Origin of the sequence: Anabaena cylindrica UHCC 0172 (assembly GCF_034931625.1) — a bacterium.
GTDB lineage: Bacteria > Cyanobacteriota > Cyanobacteriia > Cyanobacteriales > Nostocaceae > Anabaena > Anabaena cylindrica_A.
The window spans coordinates 1-12,286 of sequence record NZ_JAYGGY010000062.1 but is presented as its reverse complement, the minus strand read 5'-3'; the positions used below and the strand labels follow the sequence as shown (position 1 = coordinate 12,286).

Annotated in this window: 12 protein-coding genes and 1 pseudogene; 3 read left to right on the top strand and 10 right to left on the bottom strand. The window is 38.7% G+C overall.

Features of this window, described 5'->3' with window-relative positions:
* Positions 1-299: 299 nt before the first annotated feature.
* Positions 300-1,313 (bottom strand): cyanophycinase, encoded by a 1,014-nt coding sequence (locus VB713_RS13520; RefSeq protein ID WP_323312040.1) that lies wholly within the window; start codon positions 1,311-1,313, stop codon positions 300-302.
* 135 nt (positions 1,314-1,448) lie between these two features.
* Here VB713_RS13520 and VB713_RS13515 point away from each other — a divergent pair.
* Positions 1,449-1,796: pseudogene (locus tag VB713_RS13515) on the top strand (MBL fold metallo-hydrolase); the annotation flags it as partial.
* Between the two features lie 69 nt (positions 1,797-1,865).
* On the top strand, positions 1,866-3,449 hold the full coding sequence (gene lysS / locus VB713_RS13510) for a lysine--tRNA ligase (protein WP_323312039.1): 1,584 nt from the start codon (positions 1,866-1,868) through the stop codon (positions 3,447-3,449).
* A 115-nt stretch (positions 3,450-3,564) separates the two neighbouring features.
* On the opposite strand, the gene VB713_RS13505 is transcribed toward lysS, so the two are convergent.
* The 8 genes from VB713_RS13505 to VB713_RS13470 form a co-directional block, all read right to left on the bottom strand.
* The gene (locus VB713_RS13505) at positions 3,565-4,332 is read right to left on the bottom strand and encodes an abortive infection family protein (RefSeq protein WP_323312038.1); all 768 of its coding nucleotides are present in this window, start codon (positions 4,330-4,332) and stop codon (positions 3,565-3,567) included.
* Between the two features lie 86 nt (positions 4,333-4,418).
* On the bottom strand, positions 4,419-5,006 hold the full coding sequence (locus VB713_RS13500) for a Uma2 family endonuclease (RefSeq protein WP_323312037.1): 588 nt from the start codon (positions 5,004-5,006) through the stop codon (positions 4,419-4,421).
* 70 nt (positions 5,007-5,076) lie between these two features.
* Positions 5,077-6,186, bottom strand: a complete 1,110-nt coding sequence (proB, locus tag VB713_RS13495; RefSeq protein WP_323312036.1) for a glutamate 5-kinase — start codon at positions 6,184-6,186, stop codon at positions 5,077-5,079.
* A gap of 502 nt (positions 6,187-6,688) precedes the next feature.
* A complete protein-coding gene (locus VB713_RS13490; RefSeq protein ID WP_323312035.1) occupies positions 6,689-7,228 on the bottom strand; it encodes a YqeG family HAD IIIA-type phosphatase in 540 nt (179 codons plus the stop codon).
* Positions 7,229-7,625: 397 nt separating this feature from the next.
* Complete coding sequence (locus VB713_RS13485; RefSeq protein ID WP_323312034.1) at positions 7,626-8,198, bottom strand: DUF3727 domain-containing protein; 573 nt, start codon at positions 8,196-8,198, stop codon at positions 7,626-7,628.
* 131 nt (positions 8,199-8,329) lie between these two features.
* Positions 8,330-8,806 (bottom strand): Holliday junction resolvase RuvX, encoded by a 477-nt coding sequence (ruvX, locus tag VB713_RS13480; RefSeq protein ID WP_323312033.1) that lies wholly within the window; start codon positions 8,804-8,806, stop codon positions 8,330-8,332.
* Between the two features lies 1 nt (position 8,807).
* Positions 8,808-10,040, bottom strand: a complete 1,233-nt coding sequence (locus tag VB713_RS13475; RefSeq protein WP_323312032.1) for a GNAT family N-acetyltransferase — start codon at positions 10,038-10,040, stop codon at positions 8,808-8,810.
* 234 nt (positions 10,041-10,274) lie between these two features.
* Positions 10,275-10,475, bottom strand: a complete 201-nt coding sequence (locus tag VB713_RS13470; RefSeq protein ID WP_015215709.1) for a hypothetical protein — start codon at positions 10,473-10,475, stop codon at positions 10,275-10,277.
* Between the two features lie 169 nt (positions 10,476-10,644).
* Here VB713_RS13470 and VB713_RS13465 point away from each other — a divergent pair, with 169 nt between their 5' ends.
* Positions 10,645-11,262 (top strand): Coq4 family protein, encoded by a 618-nt coding sequence (locus VB713_RS13465; RefSeq protein ID WP_323312031.1) that lies wholly within the window; start codon positions 10,645-10,647, stop codon positions 11,260-11,262.
* A 47-nt stretch (positions 11,263-11,309) separates the two neighbouring features.
* Here the strand turns inward: VB713_RS13465 and VB713_RS13460 are convergent, their stop codons facing one another.
* Positions 11,310-11,888 (bottom strand): hypothetical protein, encoded by a 579-nt coding sequence (locus VB713_RS13460; protein ID WP_323312030.1) that lies wholly within the window; start codon positions 11,886-11,888, stop codon positions 11,310-11,312.
* Positions 11,889-12,286 lie beyond the last annotated feature (398 nt).

Genomic DNA, 12,286 nt, shown 5'->3' with positions numbered 1-12,286 from the left:
CTCTATCCATATAAGTTACATTTTGTCAAGATAATTTAGATGCGTTTCCCCTGTCGCTTTACCCAACCTACAAAAAATTGTAAGTTAATAAATCCATGTTCCTAAATATTCTTCTCGTTCCCATACAGAGTAGGGGAATGAATTCTAGAAGGCTCTGCCTATATAAGGCCATGCTGGGCTATCAATGAGCATGGAGGCAGAGCTTCTGTGATAGCATTCCTAGTCAGAGACTAGGAACGAGATATAAAATTAATTGGATACTTTATTTTTTGGTACTCCCTCAGCTTAAATATTTCAGACTAATTGATTGGGTTTCGTTTGAAACCAGAGTTTCCGCCGTTGGTAAACCAGTATTCCCAAGTTCCTCCAGAAGCAGTTGACCAATTATTGAGGTCAAATTGTCCACTTCCTGCTGGTGTACCTGCAATTTTATAAGCTTTAACAGCTTTTCCGTTATTATTCCAAATTAAGGGTAAATTTTGTTTAATTTGTTCTGGTGCTATACCGTTAGTTTTTAGAAAATAGGCATCTTCTCCTTTACCTGAACCATTGCCAAATACCTTAGCAATTCCTTTTTCATCAATGGCAACAAATGCACCTTCTTCTAAACCAATAGCACAAACTGAAAGTTGATTGCTATCATGAACGACTCTAGCCAGCAATCCAAAAATTCTCCCATATCTTGTTTCCGAATGATTTTTATTAATTCGGTCTAAATGCGTATCAGTAATTACATTTTTGAGAAATGGGACTTTAATAAAGTCACTGCGATAAATATCCTTTGTGTTGTGGTGAAAAGGGTCATTTAAAATTTCTGAACTCTGTACACCTCGATGAGAAGGTGCATAATAATAATCTCCCAAAATCGCCATCCCGGCGCTAGTTCCCGCAACAGGAACTTTTTTTTCATTGATCAAAAAATTAATTGCATCTTCTACGGCTGTCCCTTCCCAATAATCTTCATACGCATTCTGATCACCACCCGCTATAAATAGAGCGTCGGCCTCGCGGATGTATTCGATAACTTTCGGATCATTGGCTGCGTCCCGACTGTCAATAGAAAGTTCAGCAGATGAAGTAATCAAATCTCTATAATGATCACAAATCCAATCAGCCTGTCTGCCAATTCCACCGGAACGAAGAACTAAATAGTTACCTCGATCTGCTTTGTTCAGAAACCATTCAGTGGCTGCATCTTCTCCAGATCTTCCCCCTTCTGCTCCACCAATTAATAGAATGCTAAATACTGGTTTGGCAGAGGTACTATTGACTTTCCCACATTCTCTAATATAGTCAAATTCTCGTCTTACCATAAAAATCACCTTTGGTACTTACTGAGAATGACAAATTCTGAGCATATTTTATGTTCAAAAAATACAGTTTTCTAAATTATTAATAATAGTTTTGAAGCTGAATTATCTTTGTTAGCATGATGATCTTTCTATCCAGGTTCTGAACCATTTCAATTAAATCCAAGGTTGTTAATTATCCCTATTTCTGGTTACACCAAGGGACATACGGCTTTACTCTACAAAAATAAATTTCTCTTTACTGGTGATCATCTTGCTTGGTCAGAAGACTTGCAACAGTTAGCGGCTTTTCATGATTTCTGCTGGTATTCCTGGTCAGAACAAATTCAGTCAATGCGTAAATTGGCTAATTACTCCTTTGAGTGGGTGCTACCAAGTCACGGAGGACGCTTTCATACTGATGTTGAGACTATGCAACAGCAGATGCACATGTGTATTGATTTTATGGGAAATTTTAACGCTAAACCGCTAACTATAAGCCAATAGCTGACTAGCTCATGACTGATGACGAATCATAGAGGTAGAATAGAGAGATTGTGAAAATAAATATGGCAAATGTTTTGGGCTGATAAAATCGCTGCTGATGCACAAGGCTACCAGGTAGTTAATGATTCCAAGACTCCTTCAGGTAGGGTACACGTAGGGTCTTTGCGGGGTGTGGTTATCCATGACGTTATTTACCGTGCCTTGAAACACGCAGGTAAGCCCGTGAAATTCTTGTATGGTGTGGATGACTATGACGCATTGGATACTGTTCCTAAATATTTAGATCAGGAAAAGTTTGCACCTTATCTTGGGTTTCCATTGTGTAATGTCCCATCTCCAGAAGATACAGCTAGTGATTACGCTAAGTATTTCATTGGTGAATTTTTTGAAGTTTTTGAGTATCTAGGAATTAAACCAGAAACTTATTTTTTACGGGATTTATATCGCACTGGAAAACTCAATTCCTATATCGACACTTTCTTGAAAAATGCTCACCTCGTTAGAGAAGCATATAAAGAGGTAAGTAAAGCCGACCGTCCCAATAATTGGTATCCTTTTCAAGTTGTTTGTGAAAATTGCGGCAAAATTGCCACAACTGTAACTACAGATTACAACGGTTCAGAAGTTTTTTACACTTGTAACCCAAATGCAACCGATTATGTCAAAGGTTGTGGTCATTCGGGTTGGGTTTCTCCTTTTGATGGGAATGGTAAATTACCTTGGAAGGTGGAATGGGTTGCTAAGTGGGATGTTTTGGGTGTAACTATCGAAATGGCAGGTAAAGACCACTCTCAAAAAGGTGGTTCTAGAGATGTGGCAAATGCTATTTCTCGCAAGGTTTTACAAAAGCAACCTCCTTTCCATTCTCCCTATGAATTTATTCTTGTGAATGGCACAAAAATGAGTTCTTCTAAAGGAGTTGGTTCGAGTGCAAAGGAAATTGCGGCTTTACTTCCTCCTGAATTATTGCGTTTTTTGATGTTGCGAACTCAGCCTAGGTCAGTTATCAATTTTGCGCCGAATTATGAAACTGTGACTCGTTTATTCAGAGACTACGATACTTTAATAAACAAGTATCCCAATTCTCCTGAATTAACTGAGGAATTAATGCCGTTATTTTACGCGCAATTAGGTGATGAAGTTAAAACTTTCCAACCTTTTGATTTTAGTACGCTGATTTCTCTGTTGCAAGTTCCTCGTTTGAATATTCAAGAAGAGGTCAAACAACGTAGTCAAAAGCCTTTAAATGAGTATGATCAGCAAATTGTTAATCAAAGAATTGCTGCTGCACAATTGTGGTTACAAGACTATGCAGATGAGGAAGAAAAGCTAGTTCTCTATTTGGAACAAGTACCAGAAAAAGCAAATGATTTGACTGAGGAACAAGTTGCTTATTTGCAAAAATTAATAGAGAATTTGCAAAATATTTCTAACTGGGAAGCAGAGGAATTGCAAACTCTGATTTTCTCGACAACTAAGGAATTGCAGATTCAACAAGCGAACGCTTTTAAGGCTTTGTATCTATCGTTTTTAAATAAAGAACGTGGTCCTAAAGCCGGCGGTTTGTTGTCTTATTTGGAGAAGTCTTTTGTGATTTCCAGGTTGCAAGATGTTGTGACTTTAAATGTAGGTAAGGAAAAGGCAGAAGTTTAGGTAATTCCAAGACAAAGACAAACATGTAGGGTGTGTTAGGTGAAACACCGTAACGCACCGTTATATACGAAGATGGTGCGTTACGCTGTCGCTAACGCACCCTACAACTTTCTAACTAGAATTTATTTTCTTCCCATGTTTGGATAAGAAAAATAGCCATGCTTCCAGCCATATTAACAGCTAGTTCCGCATGGCGAGGAGCAGGTTTAGCATCATTCATACTCCTACCGTGAGCATCACTCAACCTATTTCTCAATGTTCCTAACCCTTCTACAATTGTCTGACATCCTCCAAAAATTCGCTTTAATGTTTCTTCTGTATGTTGACTTGGAGCAAGAGTAAGTTCTTTAGAAGTCTTACGATAGAGACTCGGTAAATCTTCTCCAGGATCGTATGTTACTCCACTTTTATCTAGGATATATTTACAGACAGTTTCCAGCAAAGTTCTTGCTATAGTAATCGCACCATCTATATCTGTTGATTTTCGTTCTAACGCTTTCTGCCATGCTTCTTTAATATGTTCTGAGTCAACCATCGTTAATATTTCTGATATACCGCTATTTATGGATATAATTACTTCAGTTTCTAGTAAGGTTAGAAGAGGATTAAATTCTTTTTGAAGATACATTCTTCGCTCCTGATAAGCTCCTGAATAACCTTTACCAAGATGGGAAGCAACGAAATCCCAAAACTCTTTTAAATCTCTACATTTTTTTACACATTCAGGCATTTGATTATTAATACGTGGAATTTGCAACAAGTTCAACCGTAATTTTTTATATTCCTCATTGTCGCCATCATCAAAATTACCCGTAGCACGGGATACGAGAATCTCCTTCAAGCGTTCTACTTGCTGTAAAAGTTCATTTACTGAGTTATTCATGGCATTTTTGTTTAGATTTAAAATGTAAAGAATAACAGTTTATCATCTAATTTATGAGTATGTCATGCGTAGTGCTACACTACATATTACACTATCCCCAGACGAAATTCCTTAATCGCTTCTAGGGGAGAAGATAACAAAAGACAACGACTCAATAAAGATAAATCTAATTCTGGTAATAACGCACTTTTAACAACCTTCTCATATTCTTTTTCTCGCAAATAGTAAACTTCAAATGTTCCATCTTCCCAAAACCAAACTTCGGGAACTTGCATTAATTTGTATTTTTTTAATTTGATGGGACTACCGCTAGTAATCACTACTTCAATACATAAATCTGGTCTATCTTTATCTGTTCCCAAACAATACGACAAGTCTGCTTGATACTCAACTACACCAGGAATTATCTGAGAATAACTACCACTGGGGAAAAATTCAATTTCCTTAATTTCAAAGTAGATGATTAGCAGTCCAGCAATCAAACCACTAATTAACTCATGCGCTTTACCGACACCCACAATTTCTAAAACTCCCTCACAATAAAATAAACGCACCCCTGGTAGATATTCAAAACTCTTTTGAATCGCTTGAAATCTTTCCCAACTAACCCCACGACGGTAGAAACGTTGTTCCTCCTCCGGTAAACCCAAAGAACCTTCCAAAGCCTGAACCATAACCTCTCCTCCATAAAAACTCTGCAAACCTCTGCGTTAACCTCCGCGAACCTCTGCGTTAAAAACACGCCTAAATCAAAACCAAATTATCCCGATGAATCACAGTTTCTGCACCCGCATAACCCAAAATTCCGGCAATATCCCGTGAATGACAACCACAAATTTTTTGTAAATCTTCGCTGTTATAGTTGACTAATCCTCTGGCAATTTCGTTACCATGACGATCGCACAACTGCACTGCTTCCTGATTCCCAAACTCCCCTTCTACAGCCTTAATTCCCGCAGCTAACAAAGATTTTCCCGCTTGCAAAATGGCATTTATCGCCCCATCATCTAAATATAATTTACCCCTAGGAACCAATCCATAAGCTATCCAGCGTTTCCTCGCTGAAGTTGGTTCTGGTTGGGGTTCAAAATGCGTACCTATAGCTTCCCCTTGAATAATTTTTTCAATATTGTGGGGAAAACGTCCTTGAGTAATGACAGTTCTCACACCAGCTGCGATCGCAATTCTAGCAGCCGAAATCTTTGTCACCATCCCCCCAGTCCCCCACTGTGAACCCTGTCCACCTGTTTGGATTTGTAATTCTGCCAATTCTTTCATATTACTAATTAAAGAAATAGGACGGGCATCTGGCATAGTTCGAGGATCTGCTGAATACAATCTATCCACATCTGTTAGTAAAAATAACCAATCTGCTTCGACTAAACTAGCAACTAAAGCAGAAAGGGTGTCGTTATCACCAAATTTCAGTTCCTCTACAGCTACAGTATCATTTTCATTCACAACCGGAATTACTCCCAGTCCTAATAATTCCTGAAAAGTATTATAAGCATTCAAATAGCGACTACGTTTTACTAAATCTGCTCTAGTTAATAATACTTGAGCTATAGGTTGATTCAACGTACTAAATAAGTCATCGTAAATACGCATAAGGCGACCCTGCCCAACTGCTGCTACAGCTTGTTTGAGAGCGATCGCTTTCGGACGTTCTGTTAAACCCAAACGCGCACAACCCACACCCACAGCACCAGAGGAAACCAAAATCACATTATGCCCTTGATGTCTCAAATAGCACAGAGTTTCCGTCAAAGTAGCAATGGTGGAAAGGGCTAATTGTCCTGTTTCTGGTTGAGTTAAGCTGGAAGTGCCGATTTTTACAACTATTGTTTTAGTCATTAGTTATTAGTCATTAGTTATTAGTTATTAGTCATTAGTTATTAGTCATTGGTCATTAGTCGGTTACTAGTATGTTAATTCTGTGTATTTTTGGAGGGATTGTCCAGAAAATTATTGGTGTTACCGTAGTTTATACCGAAAACATCTGTTTCAGGGACTTTCTCATAAAAATAGGGCGACACATTTTGTGCATGAAGTCTTATGGGATAAGGGATTCAGAATTAACACACTAGTCGGTTACTTACCAATCACCAATTACCCATTACCCATTACCCATTACCAGCCTCAACTAGATGACTTGCAACTTGGGTAAATACCTAAAAAATTGTACAGCGCCAATCCCTCTATAGTGAAGGCTGACGCTGTACGGGTTTATATTTATCTGTTATCGGCTAGGGTCTTTGTTAGCTGACCCTGATATTATCAACATATATATTCTCTGATTTTCAGGAAACCTGAAGATTTCTTAAGAATTTCTTTAGATTTAGTTTCCTGATCATGGTCAATCTTTGTGAACCTTTTCTTGTTTGGGAATAATAGATGCGCCTAAGATTTCCGATATCCAGACTTCAAAGTTACGGATGGGATGAGAACGAAGCACAGCATCAGCATGGACAATTGGTTCAACTAAAATGGTAAACATTCCTAGACGATTACCTGCGATCACATCAGTAAATAAGCGATCGCCTACCATACCCACTTGATCTACAGGTAAATTCATTCCTTGAAGCGCAGCCCGAATTTTACGCCGCGAAGGTTTGGCAGCACCCAAGTAATAAGGTAAGTTAAGGGAACGGGCAATACTACCAATTCGGGATTCGCTCAGGTTATTACTGACTAAACACAGTGCAGCACAAGAGCGAATTTCTTCTACCCAATCTCGCAGTTCTGGGGAAGCGTCCCTAACTGTAATTGGTACCAAAGTTTCATCCACATCCAAAACCAGCCCTTTTAGCCCATATTGTTGGATAATATCTGGAGTCAAGTTCAATACTGAACCCTCTAAAATCAAGTCAGGCTGCAAGACATTGTTCCAAGTCATAATAATTTTAGATTTTGGATTTTGGATTGGAAATACTTATCCTCAGAGGATATTTGAAAAGTTTCAGGTGGTGTTTTAGACACTCGATGATCCCCCCTAACCCCCCTTAAAAAGGGGGGAATTAGAGTCAAAGTCCTCCTTTCTAAGGAGGATTTAGGAGGATCTAAAGTTTTCAATACATCACTAACCACTTTTCACACACCCTCTAAAATCACCACTTAAAACTTTTCAAACACCCTCTAACAACTGCGACATCTTAATGAATAAAATTCCACTACTAATCAAGCCAATTCACATAACGTGAGCAGTCAGATTAGCAATGGAAAAACTAAAAATTGAAACTTCCTTAATTAAAGATTGCTCTTTTTAATTCTTAGGATTTAAATTTCAAATCTGATTATTCAACCTCATTAAATAGATGTTCTTCTAACAGCGGTTGAACTTTGCGAAACTCTTCAGGAGAGAGCAATTCAGGCTTACCAGTATTAGTAATCCGGGCAAAAAATAATAGCGGATCAAGAGGAGTATAAATCGCATACTCTTGGTCTTCATGATAGAAGCTGGCGAGTAACTGAAGTTGTTCTGGTTCTAAATCGGCTTCATCATCTTCGATTTCTAAAGTGAAGAGTTCTGATTCTTCTACCGGAGGTAACTCACCAGACACTGTTAAAGCATAGGCGGTGTTTTTAATGATCAGGTTTTGCTCAGAGAGGACAGCTTGGGCGGTGCTAAAAATTTTGTCAATTGTGGCATCGTCTTCCACCAAAATAGCTTCTTCCTCTTCACCCTCATCTTGCCAAGCAAAAATTTCGATAGGTGAATCTACTGGCAGAAGTAAAACATATTCTTGTTCATCTACCGAAAGCGAATGCTCAATGTAACATTCGAGCGATCGCTCTTTGTCATCTGTCAAAGTGATAGAACCAGAATTAGCGTGATCATTTTCTTCAGAAAATTCGGAGGAATACATAGTCACATTATCTAAATTTATCAATATCCTTAACTATGGCATTTATTGAACTGTGATATAGCAGTCAATGTCAACCAAAAATCTGGATATGCAGCTGAGTAATAGTTTTCAGAATACCATGTTAAAAGGTATCAATCCTCAACAAATGCTACTGATCTGTTAGTCTTACTACGTCTAGCATCTAACCATTGTTGCAAAATCAAAGCAGCAGCCTTGCGATCAATTAGTCCCTTATTCCGTGACGGAGAACGATTTTCAGAAATAATCAGTTGTTCTGCTTGATAAGAAGTTAATCGCTCATCCATATATTCCATAGGCAATTGCAGAGAGTCGGCCAGTCTTTTAGCAAATTTCTGCACATGACGAGCCTGAAAACCCAAAGAACCATCCATTGAATATGGTAGCCCAACAACTAAAAGTTGCACCTGGCGCTCATCAACTATTTCTTGTATTTGCTCAACATCCTCTTTAAAGGATCTGCGCTCAATCGTCATAATACCTGTAGCAATCAAACCAGTACCATCACACCCTGCTAGACCAATGCGTTTGCTACCGACATCTAATCCCAAGGCTGATATAAAAGACTTTGATTGCTGCTGAGGTATCACGCTAATTGTTCTCCTGTGCTGGGTCAACTTGTTCAGATTGGCTAGATGCGTCCATATTAAAATTATGGCTGCCAAAAGGAACAATTTCTGACTTGACTGGTACTGGTCGATCTGACTTAGGCTGCTGTTGTTTAGGAACCCATGACATCCCACCTGGTATCGGCTTACGTGCTGGTTGCAGACCTTGAAGTACCTCCGGCCACTGAATGCCTTCCAAAGATACCAATTTTGATTCCCGGATTTTATGCCAAACCGAACGCGACATAATCAAGGTATGTTCTATCCGCTTGGCTCCGATTCTCTCTAAATATTCTTCACGCTCTGGTTGATAATCGGAAGAAGCCAGTTGCAAACCTTGTTGGGGAAAATCTTGAGCAATACGGGCTAGTTGAGACAACATTTCTGGATACAACCAAGTATAAGCTGGGTGAACCGTCAAAGTTGCTACATGAGGATTTTCGCCCTTACGGTCAAGTTGCACCTGAAAATGACCAATTGCGGCTTTGCGTTGAGGTTCAAATACATAGCCACTAACCACTTCAGTTTTAGTCATCCACTGTTTGACAGCATCAGAAAGAACGCCGAATAAACTGGTTTTAAAGTCATGGGTGTGTCGGTCAAACACCTGACGTACCAAAGGCGGCATTGATGCTGTATCTAATTGATATAGCAATGGAGCATCAGCATTACTTACTGGCAAGAGATTGGGTAAGTCTGGTTCTGCTTGTGCTAATTCAACCAACAATTCTGGGCTAATTTCCCAGTATGTCATTTCTGCTAACCGCTGAAATCCATTTTGCCGATACAGCGCTAATGCTTCAATATCATTAATATTAACTTCTAATAGCCAGGTGCGAGCTTCTAAAATTGATTCAAAGCAATGGCGTAGAAGTTGTGAGCCTACACCTTGCTTGTCAGCAGTCTGGTCTAACATCACCCTATCAATTCGCCAAGTACTGCGAGTGCGGTTAAATGGTGACACTTGAATCATCCCCAAAAGCATTCGCCCTTGCTCTGCTACGTAACCACAGAAGCGATATTGTAATGGATTAGGGAACCAACTCAAAAACTTGAGTAACCCAAACCAATGGCGCAGCCATTCCATCGTGCAAGAAGCTCTCTTAGGAGAGAGGGCTGCGAATGAATCTTGAGTTAGTCGTTCAATACCATCCAGATCTCGGTATTGAACTGGTCGAATTATAACGCTGAGGTTTCGAGGAAGTAGTGAATTCATTTTGATTCAAGCCGCCATTTAGCCTTTACTAATTGCGATTGGTGAGGTACTGCTGCAATCATCTTAACGGCTTTATGCTCCTAGCCATTGCTCCAAAAGAGTGATTTTTGTAACTTAATACCAAAAAAAGCATAAAAAGCAGAGATTGTGAGTACACCATTGGTGTAGAGACAACAATATCTGCTTCTATTTTATGGGAATTCCGGTTGAAATTCTGTGTAATGGCTACTGCTTCTATAAACCTTGCCGAGAAACTAGCTTTTCAAAGTTAGCTTGGGTTTGATGGAGTAGTTGTTGGCGACTATCTTCTATTGTTTGTTTGAGGGTTGGAACCAGGTTGCGAGCTTGAAGCGTCATGTGCAGCTGTAGATGAGCTACGTATTCGCTGATATCTTGGTTTTCTACAACTGCGCCCGTTAATAAGTTGGATTCCATTGCCACTTTTTTCCCCTTGATAAATTTTGTACAAATTTATAACATGACCAAAATTTATCATGTTGTTGCGTCTAGCTTGTTAATTTGCAATGAAGTGTAATGGTTGTTTACAGTCGTCTACCATTTAGGGTGTTGAAAAATCTTATTCCTTGTTGCTAAATACTTAATTATGTGGTTAAAAATTAAAACGCTCTATAAGGCAATTCAATCTGCTAACAATTCAGAAAAACTGGGAGATTTTGCTATTCTCAAAGCCGAGGTGTTAGGTGCAGAAGTCGAGCCAGTAGTAGCGTCTAAACTAGAACAGGTGGTAGGATATTATCCCAAAATTGACCTAGAGTTATTAAGTCAATATTCTCGTGGGACTTTGGGCAGAGAATATGCTGATCACATGAAGGCAAACTCCCTGAAGCCGCTAAATATTAGTTCTGAGTTAGATGACGTAGCTAGACGCAATGTGTTTAGTCTGCGTTATGTTGTTACCCATGATATTTTTCATGTGTTGCTTGGCTTTGACACTAGTTATGCAGGAGAAATTGGTGTTCTTGCCTTTGCTGCCCAGCAAAACTATAGCAAATCACTCAAAATCAGCTTATGGTTAGCTAGATTTTTATATCCTATCCTTGCGCCTCAACAAATTAAAGCAATGTTTGCCAATATTCAAAAAGGTGAGGAAATAGCAAATCAAGCCGATTTCCTGCTGGGCTATCGCTGGGAAGAATATTGGCAAGAACCGATTAATGAGATTAGACGACGCTTCAACTTACCAGAAATTTCTTCAAATTGAGGATTGCCTGAAAATTTCTACTCCTGACTCCCAAATTCTGCTGTAAATTACCACTTTTCTACCCAATAGACAATTTCTGAAGCTGAACTATCAATAGCTACTCCATAACTATTACCATGATTCCATTTGAAGCCAGGTTGTCCTTGAGCTTGTGCCTTTAATACTAATATTTCATAAGTATTAGGAAAGGCTTCAGTCCCAGATTTACCAGTATAAAAAAAGGTTGTAGGTACACCATTTGGTTGCCCGCTATGGTTGTTTGTATCACCGCCTCGATATTGATGTAACGCAATTTTACTGTATTTAGAAAGTAATTTTTGAATTTGCTCATGAGGCTGTTGAAAACGAATTTGTAAAAAACTACTTCCTTGCATCAAACCTGGAGAGTATGCCATTTGCACAGCTTTAGCATCAGCTGGTATTTTTAGGGGAAAGTGTTTTATTGACTCAATATCTGACCAGTTTTGATTGCGAATTTCATGATAGCGTGATGCATCAGTAATTATCTGTGCTGTTCCAGTCTTGTTAGCAGCTTTAGTGAGGAGAAAACTGCCAGCAATTACACTCACACTACCAAAAGAGAATAAAACTATTGTGGCTATTTTTACAAGAAGAGATTTCTTCATCTAATTGGGTGAATCTAGCTTGTAGATTAATATCCCAACTATTAAAACTATAGTCCTGATAATTTTGAATCTAGCTGCCAATATATTGATAAAAAATCCTGATTTTCAGATCATTTTGTATAGTTAAATAACTATGGCAATTTTAAGTACAAACATATTTTAAGCATTCAGATATTAACTTTATTCAGCAATTCCACTTAGATGATATCTAAGTTTCTTCTGATCAGAAGACTATTTTCTATGATTAGTGAATCAATTACTATACTAATAACCTTGCCTTAACCTTCAAGTTGCTACGGTGAGGTATAATAAGGAAGTGATTTAAGTAACATATTAATAAATCCGTAAACTACCCACCACCAATTGCTAAGAGCAATATGGTGGGGGCTTTAAAAGTC

Bases quoted from the DNA above. Each gene is read 5' to 3' on its own strand.
- VB713_RS13520 (WP_323312040.1), bottom strand. From the start codon at position 1,313: ATGGTAAGACGAGAATTTGACTATATTAGAGAATGTGGGAAAGTCAAT.
- lysS (WP_323312039.1), top strand. From the start codon at position 1,866: ATGTTTTGGGCTGATAAAATCGCTGCTGATGCACAAGGCTACCAGGTA.
- VB713_RS13490 (WP_323312035.1), bottom strand. From the start codon at position 7,228: ATGACTTGGAACAATGTCTTGCAGCCTGACTTGATTTTAGAGGGTTCA.
- VB713_RS13505 (WP_323312038.1), bottom strand. From the start codon at position 4,332: ATGAATAACTCAGTAAATGAACTTTTACAGCAAGTAGAACGCTTGAAG.
- VB713_RS13465 (WP_323312031.1), top strand. From the start codon at position 10,645: ATGTGGTTAAAAATTAAAACGCTCTATAAGGCAATTCAATCTGCTAAC.
- VB713_RS13460 (WP_323312030.1), bottom strand. From the start codon at position 11,888: ATGAAGAAATCTCTTCTTGTAAAAATAGCCACAATAGTTTTATTCTCT.
- VB713_RS13470 (WP_015215709.1), bottom strand. From the start codon at position 10,475: ATGGAATCCAACTTATTAACGGGCGCAGTTGTAGAAAACCAAGATATC.
- VB713_RS13500 (WP_323312037.1), bottom strand. From the start codon at position 5,006: ATGGTTCAGGCTTTGGAAGGTTCTTTGGGTTTACCGGAGGAGGAACAA.
- VB713_RS13475 (WP_323312032.1), bottom strand. From the start codon at position 10,040: ATGAATTCACTACTTCCTCGAAACCTCAGCGTTATAATTCGACCAGTT.
- proB (WP_323312036.1), bottom strand. From the start codon at position 6,186: ATGACTAAAACAATAGTTGTAAAAATCGGCACTTCCAGCTTAACTCAA.
- VB713_RS13485 (WP_323312034.1), bottom strand. From the start codon at position 8,198: ATGTATTCCTCCGAATTTTCTGAAGAAAATGATCACGCTAATTCTGGT.